Here is a 24,360-nt window from a genome sequence, read left to right on the forward strand (position 1 = left end):
CCAGAGAATTAAGCGCCAGTGCCGATCTGCAGCAGTTTAATGGCCTGAGAATCCACCAGCATTCCCCCGGTTCGTTTGGTGGTGTAGAAACCAACGAATGGTTTTTTGGTGTAGGGATCACGAAGAATGCGGGTGCCGATGCGGTCAACAATGGTGTAACCACGCTTGAAATTGCCAAATGCAATTGCTTTAGCATCAGCCGCGATATCCGGCATCTGTTCGTTCTCTGCCACACCGTACCCGGCCAGAGAGGAAGGCTGACCCAGTTCCAGGCCAGGACGCCACAGGTAGTTGCCTTCTGAATCTTTCAGGATTCGGATAGCAAACAGACTGTTGTTGTTCATCATGAACTTAGCGCCATTACGATGCACTTTACGCAGCGTGTAGACCAGTTTGATGATCGCATCAGCCGTTACGCCTGCCGCAGCGCCAGAGAGAATGTGCTGGAGAGTACCAAATGCACGAGTCTTGTCCGGATCAAGCGTGGAAGCGTATGCCAGAAAACCTTTCGGCTTCTTCGTCCCGTTACCGCTGGTAAAGGCGATTTCTTCCTGCTCTGCAAACTCAATTGCCAGTTCGCTGTTGATCCAGTCTTCGACGTTGAAGAAGGCATCGTCCAGCATGGTTTGAGTGGCCTGTGGGTTACCGTAAATTTCCCCCATGAACGGCTCAATCTGACCGAGTTTAGACGCATCGGTTTCCGGACGGGCATCCGTTTCACCAACCCAGCCTGACGCCGTACCGCCGAGATTAACCAGTTTTTTATAGTTAGCGCCGCCGACTGTAATGGTTGTCGCCTCCTGGCGCATCACCACTTCATCTTTCAGAAGATTAAGGATCGTGCGATCCAGCTCTTCCGGCACGGCATAGCCGCCATCTTCATCCACACCAACCTGCAGAGCTTTGCGTTCAAGTTCACGAAGCCCGTCATCTTTACCCTTACGCATAAAGCCAATGAAAGCGGTTTTATGTTCGCTTGCGGCTTTGCTCTGAGGACCACCGGCTGGACGTTTAACCTGCTTCAGTTCCTCTTCCAGAGCAGATTTAAGCTCATCAAGTTCAGACAACTTACCGTTTAAGGTTTCAACTTCCCCCGCCAGCTTGCCCTTTTCCTGTTCAACTGCTTCCAGGCGCTTATCGTTCTTTTCTTTGAACGCATCAAACTTCGCCTGCAGTTCCTGCGCGACCTGCTCTACGTCTTTAACGTCAACTGACATAATTAACTCCTGATTAAAATTTGATGTTTTTCAGTGCATCCAGTGCGGTACTCACTTCATCAACATCACGCTGTGAAAGTGAGCTATAACCCCAGGCCATGAATGCTTTAGCCTGGGTGCGTGAGAGCCCAACATCGCGCAGGACTCGTTCAATACTTTTTTGAGAAGGGATTTCTCCGCGGGAAAATGCGCTTTTGACATCACTTACACGCGCTTCATCGTTCGACGGAAACGTGACGAGACTGACTTCCCACAGGTCGATCTCTTTGAGAAGGAACACGCCCTTAACACGGTCGTACTCCCAGTCTTTCAGCATGTAGCCAATAGAAAGGCCGGTTAAAGAACCGGCCTTCATGTGGGCGTGTGCGCGTTTCGAAAGGGGATCGTCATCAATGAGTAACCGGCCTTTAACATAAAGGCCAACCTCATCCTCTTTCATCTCAGTGTAAATACCGATGGGTTCATCCATACGGTGCTGCCAGAGTAACGCAGGGAGAGCATTCTTTTCTTTCCATGCCTGAAGGGAGGTCGAAAAAGCGCCTGGCACAACAACATCATCGTAGCTGTCCTTTACGCCAAAAACAGAGCCATAGCCTTCAAACTCCCCGCTGTCGCTGACAGATTTTAGCTGTAGCGGAATATCCAGCCGCTGTTTAGTCATCGGCATTATGTTGTTCCTCGGTTGTTTTCTTCTTGCTGCTGTCTGACGGCTTAGTCGTCATGTTCATTGGCGTAAGGTAAATATCTCCGCCTGCGCGTGGGTTAAGTTCTTCAAGTTCCCGGCAGTCATTTGGTGAGTAAATCCCCCAGTTAATGCCTGTTGAATACGCCTCAAATCGCGACTTCATATCCCCGCGCAGCAATGCGCCGGCATTGAATTTTGCGTAGTACACACCCTGCTTTGATTCCTTCACCAGCCCGATATTGATTCGCTGCTCAATGCGGGTCATATACGGAACGAGTGAATAATTGATAAACCCCATGCCGAGGTTTTCAATATTGTTAAACGTCGAGCGGTCAGTGTTCTGCACCATGTGCATCGGCACCCGGAACAGGCGGCATATTTCCTCCAGCTGGAATTTCCTGGTCTCAAGGAACTGACTGTCTTCCGCATTGAGCGCCATCGACTTCCAGTCCAGTCCCATTTCGAGAATCATTGGTCTGTGCGCGTTGCTCAGCCCGAGGTGACGATCCTCAAAATCCTTTTTCAGCCTTGCGTAAGCAGCGTCAGTGAGCGTTTGCTCAGTGCGGAGTACGCCGGAGGTAACCGCGCCATTTGAGAACAACCGCGCCCCATGTTCCTCTGTTGCCATTCCCAGAGATATTGCTTCTCTTGCATAGGCTATAGGGTTCAGCCCCACCAGCCCGTCAAAGGTAAGCGTTCTGACATGCCAGATATCATCCTGCCCAAGCACATCTGTTGAGCCATCGGGGAATGTTACCTGGTAAACCGGCTGCCACTGGCTGTTAAGCTTTGGTTCAACACACCCAGGGTCAATGGGAAGAAGTTCCACCACCTCGCCAAGCGCTTTAACTTTGTAGGCGTAAAAATTCCCGCGAAGACAAAGACAGACAATGACCAGTTCCCAGAACTCCTGGGGGGTCATGTAATCATTTGGCTTCATCGTAAGTAATTTATGCAGCCTTTCGGAAGTCGCTTTTTGTTTACTGTTTCCGGTTATCTTGTACAGGTTACAGGGCAGCATGCCCATCGACTCAGCAAGAACACGGATACAACCGAAAACTGCTGTAAGCCGCATGGCTTTCTGGCTGCTTACCCTTTTCCCTGTATAGGTGTCGTAAGTCATTCCCACTGCTTCAGCGAGTTCTGCCGGAGTAGTGACAGGGGCGTCACTTTTTTTGAACATTCCGGGGAAAAACATCAGTCAGTCCCTCCTCGCGATGTTTTCCCGGCCAGCGAAAGCGTGCGGGAAACCAGCCATGACCAGATAAGGCAAAGCATACCCGCACTGATTAAGCCTCCAGGCGGATAAATCATCCATACACCAAACGAAAGCAAAATAGCGCCCATCACCCCGATCAGTGGGGCGAGAATCATCAGGATCATAACTGCCTCTTTATAATGAACGGACGCCGTAACTTTCCAGATGGTCAGAGAGGCTGTCCTGTTGTTCGCCGCCGTTTACAAGCATGCGGCTCATTGCGGTAAACAAGGCGGCAGGCCCGTCTATTTTCGCTTCTGGCGTGGATTTGTTCGGAAAGATATTGTCGTTTTTGTCAGGCTTGACGGTGACGTTAGACATCATCCAGTTCATTACAGGGTGATTGCTGTGATGGAAGCGCCCGCCGTAAACCAGCGATTCAACCTCCTTCATTGACTCAGAAAAGTTTCTGACCGTTTGCGGAACTTCCACCAGCGGTACGCCCTCTTCTGCCAGAGCGAGGCTAAACTGCGTTGCGCTCCACGGGTCGAATCCTGTTTCCTTCAGGTTTTCGCCACTAATCCATTCCAGAAAATCAGCTTTAATCTGCGCATGATCGATAACATCACCATCGGTCAGTTCCAGCTTCCCAAGCTCAGCCCATTTGCGATACATCTGCGCCATTTGAGCGGAACATTTTTCCAGTCGCCCTTCGGGTAACCAGAATTTAAAGTCTGCATGCGCGTGACCGTTGTCTGCCCGCCAGAGTTTTACTGCTGCGCAAATATCAATCTTGTGGGCCAGATCCACGCCAGCCCACATCGGGTAGGTTTTCAGCTCATGACGGGGGGCTATAAACTGACATTTTTCCCACTTAATCATGTCCATCCAGGCTGACTCAGCGGTCACCCAGATATTCATGTGTTTGGTGAAAAAGTTAACCCTGGCGGAAACTTGTTCTTTGGCCTTCTTAGCCAGTCGGCGAAGGTCATCCCAGCGCTTACAGATTCCGAGTCCGGGGTTAGCCTTTTGCCAGACCGTTTCATCAAACGGATCATCATCTTTATCCAGGGTGAAGATGATGGCGAAAAAGGTGTCATCCTTCACCGCGCCTTCCACTTCGCTGTTATAGCCACGCAGCACCTTAATGGCATAATCGCGCAGCTCGTAACAAATCCCTTCTTTGTTAAACCCGGCTGTCGTTATGCCAAACAGAAGAGACTGCAATCGTGCGCCGGTTGCAGTCTCCAGAACGTCCCAGACATCACGGGTCTTATGCGCATGAAGTTCGTCGACGATGCCACAATGGATATTGAGACCATCAAGATTGTTGGCATCAGAAGAAAGCGGTTCAAACTTGGATGCTGTCTGCTCCTGGTAGATCGCCAGTTTATTGAATTCAAACAGTCGCCCCAGTGTAGGTTTCGCTTTTTTAACCATGTTTTTCGCATCTTCAAAAACGATGCGAGCCTGATCCCGCGTTGTCGCTGCGGAATAAACCTCTGCCCCGCCCTCACCATCGGCGCCTGCCATATAAAGACCAACGCCAGAGGATAATGTCGATTTAGCATTTTTACGGGCAACTTCGTTATATGCCGTGCGAAACCTGCGGACCATTACCGGACGACCGCTGCCATCATTACGCAGCACAACTTCGCCTGTTTCTTCATTTACCAGAGGTATAACAAAACCGAAGATGTTGATCAGAATGAAAACATGCCAGTCCATCAACTCAATCGGCTGGCCTGCCAGTGCTCCTTTAACATGAGGCACGAATTTATAGAAATTGAGGATGTGCTGTGCGCGGGGCTCGCTGAAATAGATGCCACGTTCTTCACCGTGCTTCAGATCATCAAGAAATCGCTGACAGGAAAGACGGACAAATTCACAGGCAATAACCTCCCCGGCAACGACGCGTTCGGCGTAACGTATGCCATCAGTAACTTTTGCCATCAGTCCCTCGAATTAAGAAATTGACTTAACAGATCATCATCGTCTGGTTTGTCTTTACTGACCTTAGACCTGCTGGAAGGAGTCATACCAAACTCCGCTAACATCGCGCGAAGTCGCTTCCAGGCATCAGCTTTCATCATGGCTGCCGGATGCGGCTTGATCATGCGTATTTCACGTTCTTTCCCTTCATCAGCATCATCATCGCTGTATACCGCATAGGTATAACCTTCCCGATCCAGCGTTTCACAATGATGGCGGTATTCCGTATATGCCTCTACCAGCAACTCCAGAGCCCTGGCATCCAGCTGAGATATGACGCCAATGGCATCAAGTTCTTCGGCCATCCGCTTAAACCAGTACTTCCCCTGCTTGTCGAAATGCTTGGGAACTGGGGGGACCCCTTTAGGTGGCTGCGGCTCGTTTTTGTTGATTGGTCGTTTGGAAGGGTTACCCCTCACCAAACGCAGATGGGTAGGGGTTTTCGGCGGTCCTGACATAATCGAAAACTCCTATTAATCATCAGCTGGGGGACCCCAAAAAAAGTTTTCTAACCTGCGGCGATGTGAAGAAAGGCTAGGCGGCGGTCCTTTGGGCCCCCGGCCACAGGGATTTGATCCCCCCTCCACCACGATGATAATGATTATCATTTAATGCGTTCGCGCCCTGTTTTCGAGCGGTGGCAGGGCCAGCACAGGCTTTCGAGGTTCGAATCCTCATCGGTACCCCCATGAGCCTTGGCCTTGATATGGTCAACGGTGGTGGCCGCAACAGCGCGACCAGTACGCAGGCAGTTCTGACACAGATGATTATCACGCTTCAGAATACGAGCACGCTTGATATCCCACTTGCTACCGTAACCACGTTCATGGCGACTCTTACCTTGTTGGTGCTGCTGCCAGCCCTCATTGCGATGCTGCTCACAGTATCCTGAACGGTCAGTAGTCGTTCCTGGACAACCGCGCTTGCGGCAGGCTCGGGGGATTAGTGCTGGCATGTTTTATAACCTATTGCGTCTAATCCTGCTGAAGCTGCATATTTATTATGCTCAGCCACCAGACGCTTTGTTTCGTCCAGTAAATCGCGGTATTCCCTAGCTACTAACTCGATAATCTCGACTGTTTTTGTCTCAAATGTTAATTCATTGCCATGCAGAATCGGTGATGGTGCTACTGCTATGTCGTACTTCATTTGCTGAAGCTTGCGAGTATTTTTTTCAATTTGCTGGCTCAGCACCACACAGCGACCAATATGCTCATAGTTTGGCTTATGCATTATTCATTTCCTTTTAGACGTGAGCCTGTCGCACGGTAAAACCGCCGAAAGTTAACGGATTACCCAGGCTCACAACTGAAAGACTTTCTTAGATGTGCGCGTGCGATGCGCATTAAAAAGCCCCGCAATTGCGAGGCCTGGGGTTATTTGTATCGCGACCCACTACCTGTGAATGACAAACAGAGATTTACATTTAGGGCAAAGTAACGCCTGTTGTTGGCGTACTTTCGTGGTCGAGTGTGTGGATTTATGTCCGCATATCGGGCACATGACAGTCGTATTGGCTGCAAGCCCAACACGCTGCATTGCATAATCGAAAAATGACATGGTGGTTAACCTTTCAATGAATGGGGCTTATTATACCATGCATAGTTCAATTATTAATCAATCATCATCGCATGCTTGATGCCATTTAGCTTTGTCGCAGGCACTCAGTGAATGCCTGCTGTAATGCTATTGCCGTTCCTGTTCGATCCGGCGTATTCCTGCCAGTTGGTTATTCGCTTTTTCAATAGCAGCCAGCAACGGCTTAATCCATAGAACAGCCTGGCAATATGTCAGGGTGCTGGCGGTAGTGGCGTTATCACTGGCTGCGTCAGCGCTCCCGGAATCGGTGTGCATTGCCCCGGTACGTAAACGGTTCGCGTAGTCGAGCAACCCACCAGCGACATCAGCAGGAACAGGCAGGTCACAAGTTTTTTCACGTCGAAGAATCTCCCGGTATTCGATGACAGTCTTTTCGGTACCTGCATCGATCAACGAATTAAGGCGGCTGGCATTCTCAGCCACCTGATTGAAGCGGTTGAAGTTGAAAGCCTGCACCGCGATAACCCGTCCCTGTAGCGCGTTATCATGCTCCAGAACTCGCTTATCGCTTTGCGCTGTGCTCAGGTCAGCCTGGCTGTTTGCCAGCAGAACACCGAGAATAGCGACAGCGCCAACGACAATAACCACCGCGATAATTACCAGCCACCAGCGCCATGACGTTTTCAGTGATGCCAGTAGAGCTTCAATCATGATTCTTTCACCGAACTGGTGCCATTCATCAACGGTAACATGCGGCTATCCCTCGGCTCGTTAACCGGCCAACGATAACCCGTCACGCGGGAACGTGAGAATGCACGAATATTGATAGCGTCGGACTGATTACCACCGAGGACCATCAGGTCACCATTCTGGTGCTGCCCGACCACAAATCCGACATGGCCGCCGCCGTCGCGACTGAATACCACCACACATCCATAGGCTGGCTCGCGAAGTTCGACGCCCCAGTTGAGATAGGATTTTGCAGACTCGAAACGGGTGGATTTGATTCCGACGCGCTCAAGCATCGACCCGACGTAAGCGGCACACCAGGGCGTTTCATCATCTTTAATTCCACCTCGTTTAATGTCCTTCCAGAACTGGAGGATTAACGGATTGTGTCGCGGGCCTTTAATTTCCATCTGCCCCATGTATTTACGGGCTTCCACCAGCCAGCGCGGTTCATTGCTGATTGTCATCGTTCACTCCTGCCCGTTTTTTAAGTGCGCTGATAGCGATTTCGCGCAGCTTGTCTACGCCAACGAATCCAATCACACCACCGACGAACGGTGATATCGATACCGGAAGGCCAACCACATCAAGCGCGCTGGTGATGCATAAAGAAAGGGCGCCACAAAGGACGCCCTCAAGCCATTTATTTTTTCGTGTTGCACCGTCATATATCAGACGACCATAGGCAATGAGTCCGGCCATTGACGCCCCCAGAATCTGGGGCCACGCATTTTTGAGTCCGGTCAAAACCGCAGCCCAGAATTCAGGGTTCTTGTCATTCATTTTCATAGCCTCACCTCGCATAGTTAGCGGGTGCTGTTTGTAGTAAGGGAGCAGGCTTCACGGGCTGGATTTATCAACAAAGCACGTAGCGGATGATTCCCGTGAGCCTGAAATAGAAAAGGCCACGCAAATGCGCAGCCTGTAACCAGAAATCAATATTGTCTTTACATCAATTTTTCTTAAGGTTAAATTCTTCTGACAAGTTGATGAAAGACAACTTGAATATTAGCTATTTGTTCTCTGTTATGCCCGCAACCCAATGCGGGCTTTTTTTCGCCCTGCTAAAAGTTCCACCGTTGTGAGCCTTTTTGCTATGCAATAATGGATGCGTGGTGCCGGGTGTGTCCCGGTGATCCTTTGGCTGACAACCCATGCCTCACGAACATTTCACAACGGGATATAGAAAAGGCCACGCATTTGCATAGCCCTGAAAGATGTTTATGCTTTATTAATTCGCTGGAATATCTGGCATGGCGCGATCCATAGAAGAGCTAATTAACGCCTTAATAGCGTTGCATACCTGATAAAATCCACCCAGCTGAGATGAGACAGAAAAACGGGAGACGTCGTCTCCTGAGCCTACTTCAGCATAAAATGATGAGTTCTCATACCAGAGTGAGATGCTTACGCCCTGCCTGTAGCCACCTGTTAGCGGAGAATCATCAAGAGTGGTTGCAATCACGAAATTCAAGTGGTAACGGCTGTCCATATTGAGTTGGGGGATTAAGACAGGAAAGAACTTCCCCTCCTCCTCCCAAATACCAATGTCCACATAAGGCCATCTTGTTCCGTCAGAACCAGTCCACTCACGAGATGTAAGATCAAGAGAACCTGAATACTCTCGTAGTAGTTCGCTCGCCTTCTCCTGAAGTTTATCCTGTAACTTCCATTGCGCCTCGACCAGTTTAGTGCGTTTTTCTTTCAGATCCTTAAATGTTAATTCCATGCCACTCTCCAGACAACTTTTGAAAGGAATCTGCATAGTAACTCACCCTGAAAGCACATGGTTATATTTCACTTACACTGAGTGCGAAAAGCAAAAACCCCGCCGAATGGCAGGGTTCCAATGATTAGGTTGTGTGTCGAAGTGACGCTCATTACGCTGCTAAACTGTGCTGTTCTTCAATCAGCGGCTGGCGATGATTGCGATCAAATACACCCTTTAGCGCCTCTTTGCGCTGCTCAAAGTCCCAGCCCATGCCAATGAAAACTGTATTGGCCCGCTGCAACTCAGTTACGCAGTGGATCTGCTCCGGCGTCAGGTAGTCACGGATGTTCTCTTTTTTGTCGAGGTCGTGGTAAACACGAAATTTTGCCGCCGTCATACCGAGCGCGATGCGGTTAATCAAATCGGCTTCGTTGCTGAAGTGGTAAGGCTTGATTTCTTTACCCTGCACTTCACGCTCATGCTTAATGGCATCGCTCATCGGGCGATATTCCAGACGGGCGGTGTTGCGATCCATTTTTTTGCCCGCCAGAGCGCCACGCATGCGGAAGAACTCAGCAACCAGTTTCTTTTTGAACTTGCGGACAACATCGTTATTACGCATGTAGGTGATCAGTAGAGTGGTTTGCTGTTCATTCAGTAGCGCCACTCGACGCTTTTGAAGACCACCGTCAGTTTGAATGGTTCGGATTTCAAATCCGACCCTTCCAAATTCTTCAAGATCAGCCTTGTTACGGTCCACTAACTTAATGACGGTGTCATGATCACGCCCAACCCCGTCAGCAATAGAGACAGTGCTGGTTACAAGGTCGAGTTTTTTAATTTCAACTAATTGCATGGCGTTTACCTTACTTTGAGATGAACCTTTGCCGCACAGGAAATCAGCCCGTCGAGGCTCGCCAGCGCTAACCGACTTCCTCAAAGGCTCATTTCAAATGGATTGGTTCGACGTGATGGATGCGCGGGCGGTGCGCAGGAAATGCGGATACAAAAAAACCCGCAACGTGGCGGGCTTTTCGAGGTTAATTATCTACAGGCGTTATACTCCATAATCAGAAGCATACAGGACAGTTTTATGCAAAGTCAACATTAACGTGCAAAAAAATGTCGCCATTTGCTCCGATCATATTAATAAGTTGTTGCCTTCTCGAATTCTACAGCTGCGTGACTCTCCCCCTGCCGCAGTGTATCCACCAGCATTTCATAGAAGGGTTTCCAGTTGCGTGACCATGAGGATTGATGGAGGTCAGGGAGACGCTTCAGAATGGCACGGTGTACCGTCGCCGAGGAGATAGCAGAAAATCCATTACCAGAGCATCGCTCACAGGTTTTAAACACCGGTGCGCCTCGCTCGCTAGTGGCTTTGCGGTCGAGTACCTCGCCCTTTCCACCGCAACGGCAGCGTGCTTTTATTTCGCCTTTTCCATCGCAAACAATACAGAGCCGTTTCACAAGTTCGCGTTTAATGTCAGTGGCGACAATTTCATCACCATCATGATTGAATAATCCAGGGTACTTAACCACGTCCTCATACTGAGAAATAAGACCACTACCGTTGCAGGTGTGACACATCACGCTGGTGGCCGCAGAACGCGAGTATTCAGAAAAGGCAAATTGCGCCAGCACCTGCATACACCATCCAAGCTCGCTCCCTGCGGCCTTTCTGACATTCTTCGGGGCTGATTCCATTGCATGACGCGCCAGCGCCTGAACCGCCAGTTGTTCATCAGTTTTGCTGATCCCCGCCTTACCAAAGAACGCCGCCAAGCCAAACCGTGCGCGGCTGCTGGTGGTGCCAATAGCAGCCATAACATCAGTGCCGGTGAGACGATCCGGAGAGGTTCCTTTCACGTCGTCGCTGATATGCATCCCCTGAGGGCTGAAATGTTTGAGTGATGCTTCCAGTTTCATGCTTTCCCCTCAACGTCCACATTACCCAAAAAATCAGTATCGCCGCCTAACCTGGCGACCTCATTTTTAAGAATGATATTTTCTAGTATCAGCGCCCCGATCTCGTTGTTAAGGTGCGACACCTTATCCTTCATCGCAAAATAATCATCGGGGTTAATCAGCTCCTGAAGCTGACTTTTGGCAAACATGAACCGTTCAAATAAATCCGTATCAACCCCACCGAAAGACTCAATGTCATCATCGTCTTCTTCCTGCTGGCGAACCTGAGCTTTCAGGTGCTGATAGTTTTCAATAGCTTCTTTTAAAATTTCGTTTGTCATGCTCAGTACCTCGTCACGTTGCCTGCTTCCCATTCCAGATCCACCTCGCTCTGAGGCTTACCGACCAGATAGTTAAATGGTTGTTTTTCTCCTTCCAGAAACTGGTGTGAACGGGTATCAAAATTTGCGCCAATATCACCAACCCACCCCTCACCTTCGCGTTGTTTGAGCAGACGAATCATTGAAGCTGGCATCTGGATCGCTGCCTGCTCATCCTTATCCAGGCTTTCGTATCCCATTTTTTCAGCCTTACGTTGTGCCAGCTCGCGGGGAATGTTGCGCCAGACGGACATAACGTTATCAGGCATATCAGTTAATGCGCCGGTGCCTTTGACGTCCATTTTCCCGGTCGGTGCCGCTTCGTTAGTTTTGCGGGCGTGCGTCACCAGAAGGACGTGACAGTTATGTTCGTTTTTGAAATCACACAGGGTGTCGATAAATTCTTTCTGTCCCCCGTAGTCTTCCTCATCGAGTCCGCATTTCGCCAGGTTATCGATTACGAACAGATCAATCCCATAACGACGCCGGGCATAGGCGAAGATTTCCAGCAGACGACCAGCCTTCGCGGTGCCGGTGAGTTTGAACACCCACAGACGATCGGAAAACCATTCGTTCGTCATAACGATTTCTTCGCGTTTCGGTGATGCGGTACAGATAGTCTGCCGCGTCAGACGGGCCAACATTTTCCCTGGCTTCAGTTCCAGAGAGGCGATGCACGTCCGAATCCCCTGATTCATAGCAGCAACTGCGATATGGCCAACCAGTTCGGTCTTGCCGTGACCATTCACGCCATTTACCAGCGTCAGTTCTCCGGCGCGAAATTTGAAATTGTAATTCAGCGAGGTCCATGGGCTGGTGAACAAGCCAACATCGCGATGCTCAAACGCTTCAATGGTTTCCTGAAGTAAATCACCTGCCGAGCACAGTTCATCTGGATCGAAAAATTTAGCGCGTTCCATGTGCTCCAGGATGGACTCACTGTCCATGCCGCTCATCAGGCAATCGTTGATATCCTTGTGCGGGAGTTCAACCAGGCGGCAGCGATGCTCGCCAAGTCGTCTGGCAATTTCCTTTGCAGCTTCACGGCCGACATCGTCGTTATCCAGGCAAAGCCAGATCTCCTGAAAGCGATCCAGATTGTGGTACTCATATTCAATCCACTGCTGTTTGGCACCCTTGCCGCCGCCAAAGGGAACAGAAAGCGCGTCGTAACCAAGCTGCGTGAAAGTCATACAGTCAATCTCGCCTTCGCACAGAACAACCAGACGCGTGGATTTGTCCAGGGCCTGCCAACCAAAGAGACATGGCTCGCAATCCGCCTCAGCCATAATTATCTTTTTGCCGTTTGGTCTTTCAGTACCTATGCGTTTTACTTGCAGCAGTTCGCCATTCCGGATGTACGGGAATGCCACGGCGGGTACTTCTCGATTTTCTTCGTGATACCAGACCACCGCATCAGACACACGGAACAGATCCGCCGTCTCGCGGGTGATTCCTCGCGTAGCCAGGTAGTCGTAACAATTGCTCGCTTTTTTCACGCCCTTCTTCGTCGGCCTGGAGAATGTTTTTTTCTTCGCCTCGAAATGGTGATCGTCGTCTTTCAGACCGAGAAATTCTTTTGCCTCACGCATCGCATCATGCAGCTGGCAGTTGCGTACCAACACCCACAAATCAAGCAGATCACCACTGTCGCCGCTGGCGAAGTCTGCCCACGTTTTTTTGCCACCGATGTTAATTTTAAGGCTCTTTCCGGCGTCACCGTTGGTATTCCCAACACACCATTCTTTGCCTTCCAGGTGACCTTTTGGCAGCAGGTACTTTGCAACCCTTTCGGCGTTGTCCCATAATTTTTCTGAAAGTTCGGCGGGCGTCATGCTCACTCACTCCGTAAATCAAATTTAACAAAACACCATGTCACGAATTCCTCGCTCAGAACGCCGTGGTTATAACCTGCAATCAGCACGCTCTTGAGGAATGGTTTCATTGGCGATACCCACCGCGCTTCATGCGCTCGATAGCGGCCTGGTTGATAAATACCTCCGCTGTTCCATCTCCAGATGGTGTGCACCATGACCCAGCTGGCGGTTGACTTGCGGTCAGCGTTTCGTTTTCAGCTAGTGACATTGCGGGCTTGTTGGGCACACGATCCGGGAACAATCCCTGCCAGCCTCCAGCAATTGAGCGTCGGATCACTTCATCGGCATTCTGATGGCCTGCAAGCTGCTTAGCCTGGTATGCGCAGGTTGTTTCCGTCAGCGGTTGACGCTTCTCCCGGCGAAATTTAATCCAGTCCAGCCAGATTTCAGCGCTGACGTTTTCAGGTTTTAGCCATGCAGGGTCGAAAGAAGATTTTTTCTGGCGCTTTGCGCGCACTTCTTGTGGTTCATGATCTTTTACTTGTGGATCATGTTTTAAACCTTGTGGATCATGTCCCCCAGAATCTGACGGGTCAAAATGGTTGTTTTTGCCAGAATCTGACGGGTCAAGTGCACTTGAGTCACTCATTTCTGACGCGTCAAAATCTGACTTGTCAGAATCCGATACGTCAGAATCTGACGGGTCAAAATGGTTGTTTTTGCGTCGTTCCAGACGAAGAGCAGATCTCTCCCGAAGTGCAATTTCTTCAAGTTTTTCGACATTCAGAAAGTACATATTTGATGTATTGCGGTTACCATTCCGGCGATTCTCACGTCGAAGCCATTTCTCTGATTCAAGTTCAGCAATGGCTGTTCGTATGGTGCTCTCCCCCGCGCCAAGTTGGCGGGCAATGGTTTTTATGCCAGGATAGCTTTTCCCATCATCACTGGAATAATCAGCCAGGCGTACCATAACCATTAGCCGCGTCCCCTTGACACCAGAAACAGCGCAGGCATCCCAGACATAGCCCTGTAGTTTGCTGCTCATGATGTTAACCTCTTGAAATACTGTTGAAACTTCCAGACCGGTTGCATGCACTCATGCGGGTATCCGGGCCGAGTGAAATAAACCTGCTGCTTTTCCCGGTTCCATCCGGTGACATGCACAACAACACCTCGCGGATCGCGATAATTGATATCGAGTGACTTAATCGGATTTGGTGATGTGTTCGCGTGTGACATGTCATGCCTCTGAGGATGGGCGCGGGAATAATTTTGGTTTATCGGGTCTCAATTCATGGGCGGGAATTCCGGTTAATGCAGCCACATCAGGCACATGTTCAACGCCAACAAGACCAACCTTTCTCCAGCGAGAGACTGACGGCTGCTTTACACCTATAGCCCGAGCTAAGGCATTGACTCCGCCAGCCGCGTCAATAGCCCTTTCAATTGCTGATTTCATTTTTTTACTCACCTCATTCGATTGCTATCGATAAATAATAGCAATAGCTATTGGAATGAGCAATAGACTTGTTTATCATGCCGAACTAGAATGTGATAGCGGAGGCTATAAATATGCAAGAGAGTACACTTAAGACGTTAGCAGACAGACTTAACTACGCAATGCATGAAATGGGCATGAGCCAAGGTCAATTGGCAAAGGCAGCAGATATGGCGCAACCAACCATATGGCGCATAACGTCTGGTAATGCTAGAGGAACAACAAAAATCGTTGAAATTGCGAATGCTTTAGGTGTTCGCTCGGAGTGGTTGTCAAACGGGACTGGGCCAATGAGAGTTGATGCCAAACAAACAACCTCCGAAATTACCAACAAAACAGACCCAAGTATCTTCAGAGTTGACGTACTCGACCTCACGGTTAGTGCAGGCCCAGGAATAATTAACAGCGAATTCGTGGAGGTGTTGCGCTCCGTGGAATACTCAGTTGAAGATGCACGACAAATGTTTAACGGACGAAAACAGGAACAGATACGCATCATCAACGTTCGTGGCGATAGCATGTCCGGAACAATTGAGCCTGGTGATTTACTTTTCGTCGATATCAGCGTTCAGCACTTTGACGGCGACGGCATTTATGCGTTCATATACGACGATACGTCGCATGTTAAGCGTTTGCAGAAGATGAAAGACAAGCTCTTGGTTATCTCTGACAACCATACTTATCGACCATGGGACCCGATCGAGAAAGAAGAGATGAACAAAATTTTCATATTCGGAAAGGTGATAGGCAGCATGCCACAGACGTACAGAAAACATGGTTAAAGCAGTTCAAAGACAATGAAACTCCCAGCAACAGAAAGTGAATAGCTTCCAACCCGGCCACCGTGCCGGGTTTTTATTTACCACCCTCGCTACCTGTGTAACCACTCATAATCGCACGACGTCTAATTACTCTCCCTTTGATTATCAGGATTGATACCTCGTAATTTCATAACGTTGGATGCTCTCCGCAATACAACAAAAACCAAATAGCTGATTTTTTATTATTGATATCAATCACATAAAAAATAATAGCAATACAGATAGCAATATCTATTGCAATAAGTAATAGCAGGTTCTATCATTCAACTATCAAGTTAACGTAGAGGTGATAGGAAATGACAGAAACGATAAAAACATTTAAGGGGCTATCCACTCGCCCAAGCGATGCTTTCAAGAATATGTCCTTAATCATTGAAGCTGCTAGTTTGTTATCTGCAACTAACGATGACAAGTATCGTGAGATCAGCGATACCCTCCTTGCATTTGTTTGTAATTATGCAAATGAGGCCCACCAGAACGAATCGGAGAAACGCCAATGAAAACCTTTAAAGGCCTCACCCTCGAACCGGAAACCGCTTTTCATCAGATAGCGGTTATGATTGAAGCGGGATTAATTATTTCGGTTACAGATGGAGAAGACCATTCAGATCTTGGTGACTGCATTTTTATTCTGGCCAAGCAATACGCAGAAGCAGCCCATGCTAACGAGATGGAGAATAGAAAATGAAAACTCCAGTTGAAATTCTCGAAAGTATCGCAGCTGATATTGTGGAGAATACTTCACTACTTGAGGTTATTTACCGTATCAATGAATTGCCACCAGAAGCAGATAATGCAATTGCATGCCTTATTCGCTCAATGCAGAAAACACTGGATGGTGTTAATGAATACGTCACTATGCTACACCAGACGCGCATTACCCAGCACGCCATCGCCGATAATTCATCCACAGGGGCAAGCAAGAGATTAACATCTGGCGTGCTTAACTCCTGGGCTACTGAAGCCGGAAACTGCAAAATGGCGGTTTGTAATGCGATGGATTGCATTCCGCAGGAATTATCTGCAATCGGAACTCTGACTATAGTTTTTGAAAAGCTTGCAGAGCTACAAGAAGTAATCAGCAAAAGATCTGAAATAATAAACTCGTAATTAGCAAATAAATAATTAACGCCTTGACTGGTGTGGCATCACTCACCCTGAGGAAATGCAGATGAATATTACCGTCAAAAGTGAAGTCTTAAATAACAAGATCCATTCAGTTAATCAGGATGACGACATTCTTTATATAAACAAGGCACACAAAACAGCAGAGTGTGCCAATAAATACGCGCATGAGCTACGTGCAGAGTTTATCCAGTTACTGATGCCAGCAATCACGCGTACAGATGTGAAGGTAGCAGGAAGATTCACCTCGTTACTTAATGAGCTTTGCTTCATGACCCAAATGACCATGGAGAATTCATCCAAGGGGGGGCAATAATGACTTTTCTGAGAGATAAAGCGGCACATAAAACAGCAAAGCTCTTTGCCTCTTATGGCAATAGCTATCTGCATATTGCAAACCTTTTTCTGCGCAAGGCTTACGGGCGGTAATGACAATGAAAAACAACACCATTGAAATTTATCGCCACCGTATTGCTATTGCGGCATTAAACCGAATGAAGCGCAAGACAGGAGGTTACTGCCTCTCCGTAAATATGCCCGATGACAATATTCAGGTTATCGAGATTAACGAAGAATCAATGCTGAAACTTTTGCTGCGTTTCGAAAAACAGGCTCGGACTGAATTCAACACAGAAGCGGAAACATTTCTTCGCCTGACGTATATGAAAAGTGTCGATATCAATGGACACACCGAATATCTGACCGAAACAGGAAAGATGATTGTTGACGAGATTTTTGCGGAATTAATTAAACACGCGAAAGAGAAATACGTATGTGGAGGGATTAACTAATGGCCTCACAACAAACAATTATGCATGGAATGCAGATCCCCACCCCAGTTCTCAACGTGGATCTGCACGTCCTTCCGAACTTCACCGGGCGCGTTGTTCTTTACATCGAAAAAGGTCGTGTGACATGCGACCGCCGGCTGCTCGACGACGAACATATTTGCGCACTGGACACTTTTATCGAAATGGCTCGCGAAATGGAGCTACGCCTTGAGGAGATATCGAATGACTGACAACCGTACCGTAAGCGCGATTGACCTCGCGTTACATAAACACGATACGCCAGTTGGCCCTTTGTTCGTGGCAGTACGACACGGGCGCACTAAAAAATGCTTCACACGGGATACGGCGATCCGCTATCTGGCTTTCTTCATGACCACCGAAGCTTTCAGCCGTTCTGGTTTTGAGCAGCGTCACCCGCGGGTGCGTATTGATCGCGATGACAGGGAGGTATGGCGAGACGGAGAAACAAAGGCTGAATATCTTGCCGCCCACCAACGTTGTATTCGCCGTCTGCGTCGCATCTTGGCACGTAAGCGAGAAATGCAGAAATGGTGTGAAAAGTGGGATGCCATGCACGACAGCTACTTGAAAGAACGCAATGAACTTCAATCCAGCAAACCAGAGGGTGTGCGCTGATGGCTAACCAGGATAACGCAAACGTTTTTGCAGTTGAATCCTCGCACAGGGTGCCGAATGCAAAGCATCTTCGACGCCAGTCGAGAATTTACAGTCCTGATGAATTTCTCGCGTTACCAATGGTGCAAGAGTTCATAAAGAACAACCCGAATCAGTATTTTGTCAATGAAGAAACCGGCGAGCAAATGATGGCCCAGAAGCTGGCAGAACTTTATTGCTCAGTGAACAACGGAAAGAAAATGAAGAAAGCGCTGCGTCGCGCCTTTGGAGATAAAGCATGAAAACTGAATTAGTACCGGTAGCGGCAATCGATCTGCAGCGCATCGAGTATCGCGGTCAGCGCGTTGTGACAACTGAGCAGTTGGCGGCGGGTTATGGTGCAACGGAGAAAATGCTCACAAATAACTTTTCTCGCAACGAATCGCGCTTCGTTGAGGGTAAGCATTTCTTCAAAGTGGAAGGTGCTGAATTGCAGGAGTTCAAAAGGCTCCCCTCTTTAAGAGGGTTGGTTAGTAAATATACGAGTCAGTTGATTCTCTGGACCGAGCGTGGCGCAGCCAATCACGCAAAAATGCTGGAAACCGATCAGGCATGGGGTTACCACGAAGACCTGGTGGAGTTTTACTTCACGCAGCGTGACGCAATTGCCCTGCCAGTCAGCCGTAAAGAGCTGGCGCTAATGGTGATTGAGGCAGAAGAACGTGCCGAAGCTGCTGCACTGGAAAATAAAACTCTCAGCGCCACCGTAGAAAGCCTGGAGAAGCACTTCACCAAAGGCATGACGATCCCTGCCTTCTGTAAGGGTCTGAACGGTGTCAACGTCAGCAAAATGTCTTGGTGGGCCTATGAGCGCAACTGGCTCTACAACGCCCAGCGGGATCCGGATAAAAACCCAAAGTGGCGGGTGGCATCATATGCCCGCGACAAATACCTGACCGAAGACGAAACGCAAATCACCCCGCACGGATCAGACGAATTTACCCGGTTTACGCCCGTGCTTCTTGAAAATGGCTGTCACCGCCTGTACCAACTGTACATGAAAGGTGAGTTGCCTATGAAAAAGACCTGGAATGGCGAGTACAGCCACGATAAAGCGATTTATACGCCGGAGGGTCGGGGAAATGAATAAGCAATTCTGGTATCCCGCGGGATCATTACAGATAGCCCACCAGCAAGCTCTGACATGGGTATGCGATGCGTATCTGTTTTATCTGGTCAGCCTTCACCGCCGCCCGGTTTATCGCCACCAGTTCGGTGATATTTCCCTTGCTCAGCCAGCATTACAGGGATTCATCGATTCGTATCTGGAAGACAAAGGCTGGGATATGGAAAAACGCCGTGCCCATTACATCAACATTCTGGACCTCATTAAATATATGCACCGCAGTAATTCTGACTTCATCGACTGGGGGGCTGTACCAACATTAACCCCAAGGGGAATCCGATGGATGAATGCCTGCTTCTCAAGGCTTGGGGAAATGGTGAACAGTTATGGGGGATGGGAAAACTACACAAAAGAAACTGCCGGAGATTCAATTTCATGAACGACGTTATCTGCGGAGGTGAAGTAATGCACAAGGCATTCGAAATATGGGTGCGCCAACAGTACGGGAGCCGTTACGGCCTTACGCGGGATTGCGACGGTTTCTACTACCAGGAAGTGGTAAAGAGAATGTTTGAAGTCTGGTGCCACTGCCGTGGCCTGAATGTAGTGTGAGGTGGGTATGTCAAATGTGATTATGCTGGTACCTAACGACTGGGTAACTGAAAAAGTTTTGATATCTGTAACCGGGCTTAAGCCCGGTACCATCACCCGCGCTCGTAAGGAGTCATGGCTACTTGGCAGGGAGTACGTTCATGTCTCACCAGATGGAAATCCGAAGCCATCAAGTGAGTGCATGTACAACAGGAAAGCAGTCGATCTCTGGATCGAGGCGCAGAAAAAAAATCAACCAGGTGCGCAAAGAGCATGAAAAGCAGTACACTCGTCGATGCTCCTGGACGTCAGGAGGGCTTAATGGCTAATACATCATACCCGACAGGCGTCGAAAACCACGGCGGTTCACTCCGCATCTGGTTTCTGTATAAAGGTAAACGTGTCAGGGAAAACCTCGGTGTCCCTGACACTGCAAAAAATCGCAAGATAGCTGGTGAGCTGCGTTCTTCGGTTTGTTTTGCGATAAGGATGGGAAATTTTAACTATGCAGAAAAATTCCCAAACTCACCGAACCTTGCCCGGTTCGGTCAGGATAGAAAGGAAATTACTGTGCTGGAGCTTACAGAAAGATGGTCAGAGCTGAAGAGAATGGAGATCAGCTCTAACACCATGAGTAGGTACGAATCCATCATAAAAAACATGCTTCCGCGCATCGGCGAAAATAAAATGGTTTCTGCGGTTACCACTGAAGATTTGCTGTATGTCAGGAAAGAGTTGCTGACGGGCTTCCATGTAATGAAGAAGGATCACCGGACACAGGTAAAAGGCCGGAAGTCTTCCACGGTGAATAATTACATGATGCTGATGGCCGAGATCTTCCAGTTCGGAGCTGATAACGGTTATGCAAAGGAAAACCCGTTTAGCGGAATTAACAGACTCAGGAAGGCTAAAGACGAACCCGATCCACTCACGTCAGACGAGTTCATCAGGTTCATTCAGGCATGTGGCCACCAGCAGATGCGTAACCTCTGGACCGTTGCCGTTTATACCGGAATGAGGCATGGGGAATTATGTGGTCTTGCATGGGAAGATATCGATCTCACTGCGGGTACCATTACGGTTAAACGTAACCTGACCCAAACGTATGAGTTCACCCTGCCAAAAACCGAGGCAGGAACTGACAGGGTGATTTATCTCATACAACCAGCTATTGATGCCCTGAGGGATCAGGCCCAGTTGACACGCCTTGGCCGGCAGTATGAGGTTGAAGTGAAATTGCGTGAGTATGGACAGTCCGTCATACAACCGTGCACTTTCGTATTCAGCCCTCAATGTGTCAAACGTGGACCTCGCACAGGATATCACTACGCGGTTAATTCCATTAATAAAATTTGGGCCCCGATAATCAAGCGCGCGGGTATTCGCTACCGTAACGCGTACCAGTCACGGCATACCTATGCGTGCTGGTCATTATCAGCTGGTGCAAACCCAAACTTTATAGCAACTCAGATGGGGCATACCGATGCTCAGATGGTTTACAAGGTGTATGGAAGGTGGATGTCAGAAAAGAGTGCCGAACAGGTTTCACTGCTCAACCAGGCTCTTTCACGTTTTGCCCCATCACTGCCCCAAAGCATTGTATCAGCACAGTAGATAGCATTTAAATCAAGTGGTTAGCGGTGGTATCGCTACATTTTCATAACACGTGGCACGAATTGCCCTCGACCAGAAAGAGAGCTTATGGTGTGATCGGGGTTCAATAAATCGCTAAACAGGGTATACTCCAGCGGTTTTCTTAGTTGTTTATTGTACTAAACGCTCCCGTGAGAGGATGCTACTGCGCACCTATGACACAATTCGCTTCTCCTGTTCTGCACTCGCTGCTGGATACAGACGCTTATAAGTTGCATATGCAGCAAGCCGTTTTTCACCACTACTATGATGTACAAGTAGCGGCTGAATTTCGTTGCCGTGGCGATGACCTGCTCGGTATTTATGCCGATTCTATTCGTGAGCAGGTGAATGCTATGCAGCACCTGCGACTGCAGGAGGATGAGTACCAGTGGCTCTCCGGCCTGCCTTTCTTTAAAGCTGATTACCTCACCTGGTTACGTGATTTCCGCTATAACCAGGAACAGGTTTGCGTCACCAATGATAACGGCAAGCTAAACATCCGCTTAACCGGTCCGTGGCGTGAAGTGATCATGTGGGAAGTCCCGCTGTTAGCGGTGATTAGCGAACTGGTACATCGTTACCGTTCACCTGAATCAGGCGTCCCGCAGGCACTCGATGAGCTGGAAAGCAAACTAGTAGAATTCTCTGCTTTAACGAAAGATGTCGATATGTCCCGCTTCCATTTGATGGATTTCGGTACGCGTCGTCGTTTTTCGCGCGAAGTACAGCAGGCTATCGTTAAACGCCTGCAGCAAGAGCCCTGGTTTGTCGGCACCAGTAACTACGATCTGGCCCGCCGCCTGTCATTAACCCCAATGGGTACGCAGGCGCATGAGTGGTTCCAGGCTCATCAGCAAATCAGTCCAGAACTTGCCACCAGCCAGCGCGTAGCCCTGGCAGCCTGGTTAAATGAATACCCTGATCAACTCGGCATTGCATTGACCGATTGCATCACCATGGACGCATTTTTACGCGACTTTGGCGTTGAGTTCGCTACCCGCTACCAAGGGTTACGCCATGACTCAGGCGATCCGGTGGAATGGGGTGAAAAAGCCATTGCTCATTATGAAAAACTGGGTATTGATCCGCTAAGCAAAACGCTGGTCTTCTCAGATAATCTCGATCTGAAAAAAGCGATTGAACTCTACCGCCACTTCTCTTCCCGCGTACAGCTGAGTTTTGGTATTGGGACACGGCTAACATGCGACATTCCGCAGGTTAAGCCGCTCAATATCGTTATTAAGCTGGTGGAATGTAACGGCAAACCGGTGGCGAAGTTATCTGACAGCCCGGGTAAAACCATCTGCCACGATAAAGCATTTGTTCGTGCATTGCGCAAAGCCTTCGATCTTCCGCATATCAAAAAAGCCAGTTAAGCCTTCCAGGGAGCCATTTTGGCTCCCTTTTTCGCGTTTATTTCCGAAATCTTTCACTCCAGCTACGAATTCTGCTTGTCTGATTGCAGATGCCAGGTAACATAGGTATCCCCCCATTACGGGTGGACATGTGTTTATATATCCGACTATTAACAGAGAGAATATTATGAGCGTTGTGCCTGTAGCCGACGTACTCCAAGGCCGCGTAGCCGTTGACAGCGAAGTCACCGTGCGCGGATGGGTGCGTACCCGCCGAGATTCAAAAGCTGGCATCTCCTTCCTCGCCGTTTATGACGGTTCCTGCTTTGATCCTGTACAGGCCGTCATCAATAATTCTCTGCCCAATTACAATCAGGACGTACTGCGCCTGACGACGGGTTGTTCAGTTATCGTAACGGGTAAAGTCGTTGCATCTCCTGGACAAGGACAGAGCTTTGAAATTCAGGCCACTGAGGTTGAAGTAACGGGCTGGGTTGAAGATCCTGACACATACCCAATGGCAGCCAAGCGTCACAGCATTGAGTATCTGCGTGAAGTGGCGCACATGCGTCCGCGTACCAACATGATTGGTGCGGTAGCGCGTGTACGTCATACGCTGGCGCAAGCTCTGCATCGTTTCTTCCACGAGCAGGGTTTCTTTTGGGTATCGACTCCGTTGATCACCGCTTCCGATACGGAAGGTGCCGGTGAAATGTTCCGTGTTTCTACGCTGGATCTGGAAAACCTGCCGCGTAACGATCAGGGCAAAGTCGATTTCGACAAAGACTTCTTTGGTAAAGAAGCCTTCCTGACCGTTTCCGGTCAGTTGAACGGTGAAACCTACGCCTGCGCCCTGTCTAAAATTTATACTTTTGGCCCGACATTCCGTGCAGAAAACTCTAACACCAGTCGTCACCTGGCAGAGTTCTGGATGCTGGAACCAGAAGTGGCTTTTGCTGACCTGAATGATGTTGCAGGCCTGGCTGAAGCGATGCTGAAGTACGCGTTTAAAGCTGTACTGGCAGAACGTGCGGATGATATGAAATTCTTCGCTGAACGTGTCGACAAGGACGCGATTTCACGCCTGGAACGTTTCATTGACGCTGACTTCGCGCAGGTGGATTACACCGACGCGGTAAGCATTCTGGAAAAATGCGGTAAACAGTTCGAAAACCCAGTTTACTGGGGTGTGGATCTGTCTTCTGAGCATGAACGTTACCTTGCTGAAGAGCACTTTAAAGCGCCGGTGGTAGTGAAAAACTACCCGAAAGATATCAAAGCGTTTTATATGCGCCTTAACGAAGACGGTAAAACCGTTGCTGCAATGGACGTACTGGCCCCGGGAATCGGTGAAATCATCGGTGGTTCTCAGCGTGAAGAGCGCCTGGACGTGCTGGATGCCCGTATGCTGGAAATGGGTCTGAACAAAGAGGATTACTGGTGGTATCGCGACCTGCGTCGCTACGGTACCGTTCCGCATTCCGGCTTCGGATTGGGCTTCGAGCGTCTGATCGCTTACGTCACCGGCGTACAGAACGTCCGTGATGTTATTCCGTTCCCGCGTACTCCACGTAACGCCACCTTCTAAACGTGCGTTATTGTTTCAAAGGCCAGCATTGCTGGC

At 49.1% G+C, this 24,360-nt stretch carries 36 protein-coding genes; 16 read left to right on the plus strand and 20 right to left on the minus strand.

The features are described 5' to 3' along the window. Window positions 1-8 precede the first annotated feature (8 nt). The 20 genes from GHC22_RS15090 to GHC22_RS24910 form a co-directional block, all read right to left on the minus strand. Window positions 9-1,217 (minus strand): phage major capsid protein, encoded by a 1,209-nt coding sequence (locus GHC22_RS15090; RefSeq protein WP_016150485.1) that lies wholly within the window; start codon window positions 1,215-1,217, stop codon window positions 9-11. A 13-nt stretch (window positions 1,218-1,230) separates the two neighbouring features. Beyond that, window positions 1,231-1,884 carry an HK97 family phage prohead protease gene (locus GHC22_RS15095; RefSeq protein ID WP_153753404.1) on the minus strand — a complete coding sequence of 218 codons (654 nt, stop codon included), beginning with the start codon at window positions 1,882-1,884 and terminating at the stop codon, window positions 1,231-1,233. Then, the gene (locus GHC22_RS15100) at window positions 1,871-3,100 is read right to left on the minus strand and encodes a phage portal protein (RefSeq protein ID WP_153753406.1); all 1,230 of its coding nucleotides are present in this window, start codon (window positions 3,098-3,100) and stop codon (window positions 1,871-1,873) included. Before GHC22_RS15100 ends, GHC22_RS15095 begins: the two co-directional genes overlap by 14 nt. Next, window positions 3,100-3,285, minus strand: coding sequence for a hypothetical protein (locus GHC22_RS15105; RefSeq protein ID WP_088731911.1), 186 nt, complete (start codon window positions 3,283-3,285; stop codon window positions 3,100-3,102). The genes GHC22_RS15100 and GHC22_RS15105 overlap by 1 nt, the downstream gene beginning before the upstream one ends. A 10-nt stretch (window positions 3,286-3,295) precedes the next feature. Then, a complete protein-coding gene (locus GHC22_RS15110; protein ID WP_153753408.1) occupies window positions 3,296-5,053 on the minus strand; it encodes a terminase large subunit in 1,758 nt (585 codons plus the stop codon). Then, window positions 5,053-5,550: a phage terminase small subunit P27 family gene (locus GHC22_RS15115; RefSeq protein WP_003841734.1), complete on the minus strand. Its 498-nt coding sequence runs from the start codon at window positions 5,548-5,550 to the stop codon at window positions 5,053-5,055. The genes GHC22_RS15110 and GHC22_RS15115 overlap by 1 nt, the downstream gene beginning before the upstream one ends. Before the next feature lie 146 nt (window positions 5,551-5,696). Then, the gene (locus GHC22_RS15120) at window positions 5,697-6,047 is read right to left on the minus strand and encodes an HNH endonuclease (protein ID WP_153753410.1); all 351 of its coding nucleotides are present in this window, start codon (window positions 6,045-6,047) and stop codon (window positions 5,697-5,699) included. Beyond that, window positions 6,035-6,325 (minus strand): hypothetical protein, encoded by a 291-nt coding sequence (locus tag GHC22_RS15125; protein ID WP_108961644.1) that lies wholly within the window; start codon window positions 6,323-6,325, stop codon window positions 6,035-6,037. The genes GHC22_RS15120 and GHC22_RS15125 overlap by 13 nt, the downstream gene beginning before the upstream one ends. 162 nt (window positions 6,326-6,487) lie before the next feature. Continuing rightward, a complete protein-coding gene (locus GHC22_RS24905; RefSeq protein WP_213090494.1) occupies window positions 6,488-6,652 on the minus strand; it encodes a YnfU family zinc-binding protein in 165 nt (54 codons plus the stop codon). 126 nt (window positions 6,653-6,778) lie between these two features. Further along, entirely contained in the window at window positions 6,779-7,342 is a 564-nt protein-coding gene (locus GHC22_RS15130) for a hypothetical protein (RefSeq protein WP_228553192.1), read from the minus strand. Beyond that, the gene (locus GHC22_RS15135) at window positions 7,339-7,827 is read right to left on the minus strand and encodes a TIGR02594 family protein (RefSeq protein WP_048240885.1); all 489 of its coding nucleotides are present in this window, start codon (window positions 7,825-7,827) and stop codon (window positions 7,339-7,341) included. Before GHC22_RS15135 ends, GHC22_RS15130 begins: the two co-directional genes overlap by 4 nt. Next, entirely contained in the window at window positions 7,811-8,143 is a 333-nt protein-coding gene (locus GHC22_RS15140) for a phage holin, lambda family (protein WP_094542926.1), read from the minus strand. Before GHC22_RS15140 ends, GHC22_RS15135 begins: the two co-directional genes overlap by 17 nt. Before the next feature lie 448 nt (window positions 8,144-8,591). After that, on the minus strand, window positions 8,592-9,089 hold the full coding sequence (locus tag GHC22_RS15145; protein ID WP_000423994.1) for a hypothetical protein: 498 nt from the start codon (window positions 9,087-9,089) through the stop codon (window positions 8,592-8,594). Between the two features lie 151 nt (window positions 9,090-9,240). Beyond that, window positions 9,241-9,927 carry a Rha family transcriptional regulator gene (locus GHC22_RS15150; protein ID WP_003839229.1) on the minus strand — a complete coding sequence of 229 codons (687 nt, stop codon included), beginning with the start codon at window positions 9,925-9,927 and terminating at the stop codon, window positions 9,241-9,243. Between the two features lie 290 nt (window positions 9,928-10,217). Beyond that, window positions 10,218-11,000 (minus strand): antitermination protein, encoded by a 783-nt coding sequence (locus GHC22_RS15155; RefSeq protein ID WP_153753412.1) that lies wholly within the window; start codon window positions 10,998-11,000, stop codon window positions 10,218-10,220. Continuing rightward, the gene (locus tag GHC22_RS15160; RefSeq protein ID WP_153753413.1) at window positions 10,997-11,320 is read right to left on the minus strand and encodes a hypothetical protein; all 324 of its coding nucleotides are present in this window, start codon (window positions 11,318-11,320) and stop codon (window positions 10,997-10,999) included. The genes GHC22_RS15155 and GHC22_RS15160 overlap by 4 nt, the downstream gene beginning before the upstream one ends. A gap of 2 nt (window positions 11,321-11,322) precedes the next feature. Continuing rightward, the gene (locus tag GHC22_RS15165) at window positions 11,323-13,194 is read right to left on the minus strand and encodes a toprim domain-containing protein (protein ID WP_080100503.1); all 1,872 of its coding nucleotides are present in this window, start codon (window positions 13,192-13,194) and stop codon (window positions 11,323-11,325) included. Between the two features lie 106 nt (window positions 13,195-13,300). Then, the gene (locus GHC22_RS15170) at window positions 13,301-14,224 is read right to left on the minus strand and encodes a helix-turn-helix domain-containing protein (protein ID WP_080100504.1); all 924 of its coding nucleotides are present in this window, start codon (window positions 14,222-14,224) and stop codon (window positions 13,301-13,303) included. Continuing rightward, the gene (locus tag GHC22_RS15175) at window positions 14,221-14,418 is read right to left on the minus strand and encodes a DUF4222 domain-containing protein (protein WP_075206730.1); all 198 of its coding nucleotides are present in this window, start codon (window positions 14,416-14,418) and stop codon (window positions 14,221-14,223) included. The genes GHC22_RS15170 and GHC22_RS15175 overlap by 4 nt, the downstream gene beginning before the upstream one ends. Before the next feature lies 1 nt (window position 14,419). Beyond that, window positions 14,420-14,638 carry a YdaS family helix-turn-helix protein gene (locus GHC22_RS24910; protein ID WP_075206729.1) on the minus strand — a complete coding sequence of 73 codons (219 nt, stop codon included), beginning with the start codon at window positions 14,636-14,638 and terminating at the stop codon, window positions 14,420-14,422. A 113-nt stretch (window positions 14,639-14,751) separates the two neighbouring features. Between GHC22_RS24910 and GHC22_RS15185 the strand changes: the two genes are divergently transcribed. The 16 genes from GHC22_RS15185 (at window position 14,752) to asnS (ending at window position 24,324) form a co-directional block, all read left to right on the plus strand. Next, window positions 14,752-15,459 carry a helix-turn-helix transcriptional regulator gene (locus GHC22_RS15185; protein WP_048998241.1) on the plus strand — a complete coding sequence of 236 codons (708 nt, stop codon included), beginning with the start codon at window positions 14,752-14,754 and terminating at the stop codon, window positions 15,457-15,459. Window positions 15,460-15,794: 335 nt separating this feature from the next. Next, window positions 15,795-15,998 carry a hypothetical protein gene (locus GHC22_RS15190; RefSeq protein WP_048998235.1) on the plus strand — a complete coding sequence of 68 codons (204 nt, stop codon included), beginning with the start codon at window positions 15,795-15,797 and terminating at the stop codon, window positions 15,996-15,998. After that, window positions 15,995-16,186 (plus strand): hypothetical protein, encoded by a 192-nt coding sequence (locus GHC22_RS15195; protein WP_048218896.1) that lies wholly within the window; start codon window positions 15,995-15,997, stop codon window positions 16,184-16,186. Before GHC22_RS15190 ends, GHC22_RS15195 begins: the two co-directional genes overlap by 4 nt. Continuing rightward, on the plus strand, window positions 16,183-16,608 hold the full coding sequence (locus GHC22_RS15200) for a hypothetical protein (RefSeq protein ID WP_048998227.1): 426 nt from the start codon (window positions 16,183-16,185) through the stop codon (window positions 16,606-16,608). Before GHC22_RS15195 ends, GHC22_RS15200 begins: the two co-directional genes overlap by 4 nt. A 61-nt stretch (window positions 16,609-16,669) precedes the next feature. Beyond that, on the plus strand, window positions 16,670-16,939 hold the full coding sequence (locus GHC22_RS15205; RefSeq protein WP_048998225.1) for a hypothetical protein: 270 nt from the start codon (window positions 16,670-16,672) through the stop codon (window positions 16,937-16,939). Window positions 16,940-17,057: 118 nt separating this feature from the next. Then, window positions 17,058-17,414 carry a hypothetical protein gene (locus GHC22_RS15210; protein ID WP_048998253.1) on the plus strand — a complete coding sequence of 119 codons (357 nt, stop codon included), beginning with the start codon at window positions 17,058-17,060 and terminating at the stop codon, window positions 17,412-17,414. After that, on the plus strand, window positions 17,414-17,644 hold the full coding sequence (locus tag GHC22_RS15215; RefSeq protein ID WP_048998222.1) for a hypothetical protein: 231 nt from the start codon (window positions 17,414-17,416) through the stop codon (window positions 17,642-17,644). The genes GHC22_RS15210 and GHC22_RS15215 overlap by 1 nt, the downstream gene beginning before the upstream one ends. Further along, on the plus strand, window positions 17,637-18,050 hold the full coding sequence (locus tag GHC22_RS15220) for a hypothetical protein (protein WP_048998220.1): 414 nt from the start codon (window positions 17,637-17,639) through the stop codon (window positions 18,048-18,050). Before GHC22_RS15215 ends, GHC22_RS15220 begins: the two co-directional genes overlap by 8 nt. Then, window positions 18,050-18,331 (plus strand): hypothetical protein, encoded by a 282-nt coding sequence (locus GHC22_RS15225; protein WP_048998217.1) that lies wholly within the window; start codon window positions 18,050-18,052, stop codon window positions 18,329-18,331. The genes GHC22_RS15220 and GHC22_RS15225 overlap by 1 nt, the downstream gene beginning before the upstream one ends. Continuing rightward, window positions 18,328-19,179 (plus strand): ORF6N domain-containing protein, encoded by an 852-nt coding sequence (locus tag GHC22_RS15230; RefSeq protein WP_048998216.1) that lies wholly within the window; start codon window positions 18,328-18,330, stop codon window positions 19,177-19,179. The genes GHC22_RS15225 and GHC22_RS15230 overlap by 4 nt, the downstream gene beginning before the upstream one ends. Further along, entirely contained in the window at window positions 19,172-19,594 is a 423-nt protein-coding gene (locus tag GHC22_RS15235) for a hypothetical protein (protein WP_048998215.1), read from the plus strand. The genes GHC22_RS15230 and GHC22_RS15235 overlap by 8 nt, the downstream gene beginning before the upstream one ends. Beyond that, window positions 19,591-19,767: a hypothetical protein gene (locus GHC22_RS15240; RefSeq protein ID WP_153753415.1), complete on the plus strand. Its 177-nt coding sequence runs from the start codon at window positions 19,591-19,593 to the stop codon at window positions 19,765-19,767. The genes GHC22_RS15235 and GHC22_RS15240 overlap by 4 nt, the downstream gene beginning before the upstream one ends. A 7-nt stretch (window positions 19,768-19,774) precedes the next feature. Then, window positions 19,775-20,023 carry an excisionase family protein gene (locus GHC22_RS15245; protein ID WP_048998214.1) on the plus strand — a complete coding sequence of 83 codons (249 nt, stop codon included), beginning with the start codon at window positions 19,775-19,777 and terminating at the stop codon, window positions 20,021-20,023. Between the two features lie 44 nt (window positions 20,024-20,067). After that, window positions 20,068-21,360 (plus strand): site-specific integrase, encoded by a 1,293-nt coding sequence (locus tag GHC22_RS15250; protein ID WP_048998213.1) that lies wholly within the window; start codon window positions 20,068-20,070, stop codon window positions 21,358-21,360. 194 nt (window positions 21,361-21,554) lie between these two features. Further along, window positions 21,555-22,757, plus strand: coding sequence for a nicotinate phosphoribosyltransferase (pncB, locus tag GHC22_RS15255; RefSeq protein ID WP_153753416.1), 1,203 nt, complete (start codon window positions 21,555-21,557; stop codon window positions 22,755-22,757). Between the two features lie 166 nt (window positions 22,758-22,923). Further along, window positions 22,924-24,324 carry an asparagine--tRNA ligase gene (gene asnS / locus GHC22_RS15260; protein ID WP_020996514.1) on the plus strand — a complete coding sequence of 467 codons (1,401 nt, stop codon included), beginning with the start codon at window positions 22,924-22,926 and terminating at the stop codon, window positions 24,322-24,324. The last annotated feature ends 36 nt before the right edge of the window (window positions 24,325-24,360 follow it).

It is taken from the genome of Citrobacter sp. H12-3-2, assembly GCF_009649895.1.
Taxonomy (GTDB): Bacteria; Pseudomonadota; Gammaproteobacteria; order Enterobacterales; family Enterobacteriaceae; genus Citrobacter; species Citrobacter portucalensis.

Bases quoted from the DNA above. Each gene is read 5' to 3' on its own strand.
- GHC22_RS15130 (WP_228553192.1), bottom strand. From the start codon at position 7,342: ATGATTGAAGCTCTACTGGCATCACTGAAAACGTCATGGCGCTGGTGG.
- pncB (WP_153753416.1), top strand. From the start codon at position 21,555: ATGACACAATTCGCTTCTCCTGTTCTGCACTCGCTGCTGGATACAGAC.
- GHC22_RS15095 (WP_153753404.1), bottom strand. From the start codon at position 1,884: ATGCCGATGACTAAACAGCGGCTGGATATTCCGCTACAGCTAAAATCT.
- GHC22_RS15195 (WP_048218896.1), top strand. From the start codon at position 15,995: ATGAAAACCTTTAAAGGCCTCACCCTCGAACCGGAAACCGCTTTTCAT.
- GHC22_RS15135 (WP_048240885.1), bottom strand. From the start codon at position 7,827: ATGACAATCAGCAATGAACCGCGCTGGCTGGTGGAAGCCCGTAAATAC.
- GHC22_RS15150 (WP_003839229.1), bottom strand. From the start codon at position 9,927: ATGCAATTAGTTGAAATTAAAAAACTCGACCTTGTAACCAGCACTGTC.
- GHC22_RS15220 (WP_048998220.1), top strand. From the start codon at position 17,637: ATGACTGACAACCGTACCGTAAGCGCGATTGACCTCGCGTTACATAAA.
- GHC22_RS15110 (WP_153753408.1), bottom strand. From the start codon at position 5,053: ATGGCAAAAGTTACTGATGGCATACGTTACGCCGAACGCGTCGTTGCC.
- GHC22_RS24910 (WP_075206729.1), bottom strand. From the start codon at position 14,638: ATGAAATCAGCAATTGAAAGGGCTATTGACGCGGCTGGCGGAGTCAAT.
- GHC22_RS15240 (WP_153753415.1), top strand. From the start codon at position 19,591: ATGAACGACGTTATCTGCGGAGGTGAAGTAATGCACAAGGCATTCGAA.
- GHC22_RS15140 (WP_094542926.1), bottom strand. From the start codon at position 8,143: ATGAATGACAAGAACCCTGAATTCTGGGCTGCGGTTTTGACCGGACTC.
- GHC22_RS15090 (WP_016150485.1), bottom strand. From the start codon at position 1,217: ATGTCAGTTGACGTTAAAGACGTAGAGCAGGTCGCGCAGGAACTGCAG.
- GHC22_RS15235 (WP_048998215.1), top strand. From the start codon at position 19,172: ATGAATAAGCAATTCTGGTATCCCGCGGGATCATTACAGATAGCCCAC.
- GHC22_RS15210 (WP_048998253.1), top strand. From the start codon at position 17,058: ATGAAAAACAACACCATTGAAATTTATCGCCACCGTATTGCTATTGCG.
- GHC22_RS15245 (WP_048998214.1), top strand. From the start codon at position 19,775: ATGTCAAATGTGATTATGCTGGTACCTAACGACTGGGTAACTGAAAAA.
- GHC22_RS15225 (WP_048998217.1), top strand. From the start codon at position 18,050: ATGGCTAACCAGGATAACGCAAACGTTTTTGCAGTTGAATCCTCGCAC.
- GHC22_RS15105 (WP_088731911.1), bottom strand. From the start codon at position 3,285: ATGATCCTGATGATTCTCGCCCCACTGATCGGGGTGATGGGCGCTATT.
- GHC22_RS15205 (WP_048998225.1), top strand. From the start codon at position 16,670: ATGAATATTACCGTCAAAAGTGAAGTCTTAAATAACAAGATCCATTCA.
- GHC22_RS15250 (WP_048998213.1), top strand. From the start codon at position 20,068: ATGGCTAATACATCATACCCGACAGGCGTCGAAAACCACGGCGGTTCA.
- GHC22_RS15115 (WP_003841734.1), bottom strand. From the start codon at position 5,550: ATGTCAGGACCGCCGAAAACCCCTACCCATCTGCGTTTGGTGAGGGGT.
- GHC22_RS15120 (WP_153753410.1), bottom strand. From the start codon at position 6,047: ATGCCAGCACTAATCCCCCGAGCCTGCCGCAAGCGCGGTTGTCCAGGA.
- GHC22_RS15125 (WP_108961644.1), bottom strand. From the start codon at position 6,325: ATGCATAAGCCAAACTATGAGCATATTGGTCGCTGTGTGGTGCTGAGC.
- GHC22_RS15200 (WP_048998227.1), top strand. From the start codon at position 16,183: ATGAAAACTCCAGTTGAAATTCTCGAAAGTATCGCAGCTGATATTGTG.
- asnS (WP_020996514.1), top strand. From the start codon at position 22,924: ATGAGCGTTGTGCCTGTAGCCGACGTACTCCAAGGCCGCGTAGCCGTT.
- GHC22_RS15230 (WP_048998216.1), top strand. From the start codon at position 18,328: ATGAAAACTGAATTAGTACCGGTAGCGGCAATCGATCTGCAGCGCATC.
- GHC22_RS15100 (WP_153753406.1), bottom strand. From the start codon at position 3,100: ATGTTTTTCCCCGGAATGTTCAAAAAAAGTGACGCCCCTGTCACTACT.
- GHC22_RS15175 (WP_075206730.1), bottom strand. From the start codon at position 14,418: ATGTCACACGCGAACACATCACCAAATCCGATTAAGTCACTCGATATC.
- GHC22_RS15215 (WP_048998222.1), top strand. From the start codon at position 17,414: ATGGCCTCACAACAAACAATTATGCATGGAATGCAGATCCCCACCCCA.
- GHC22_RS15155 (WP_153753412.1), bottom strand. From the start codon at position 11,000: ATGAAACTGGAAGCATCACTCAAACATTTCAGCCCTCAGGGGATGCAT.
- GHC22_RS15160 (WP_153753413.1), bottom strand. From the start codon at position 11,320: ATGACAAACGAAATTTTAAAAGAAGCTATTGAAAACTATCAGCACCTG.
- GHC22_RS15165 (WP_080100503.1), bottom strand. From the start codon at position 13,194: ATGACGCCCGCCGAACTTTCAGAAAAATTATGGGACAACGCCGAAAGG.
- GHC22_RS15170 (WP_080100504.1), bottom strand. From the start codon at position 14,224: ATGAGCAGCAAACTACAGGGCTATGTCTGGGATGCCTGCGCTGTTTCT.
- GHC22_RS15145 (WP_000423994.1), bottom strand. From the start codon at position 9,089: ATGGAATTAACATTTAAGGATCTGAAAGAAAAACGCACTAAACTGGTC.
- GHC22_RS15185 (WP_048998241.1), top strand. From the start codon at position 14,752: ATGCAAGAGAGTACACTTAAGACGTTAGCAGACAGACTTAACTACGCA.
- GHC22_RS15190 (WP_048998235.1), top strand. From the start codon at position 15,795: ATGACAGAAACGATAAAAACATTTAAGGGGCTATCCACTCGCCCAAGC.
- GHC22_RS24905 (WP_213090494.1), bottom strand. From the start codon at position 6,652: ATGTCATTTTTCGATTATGCAATGCAGCGTGTTGGGCTTGCAGCCAAT.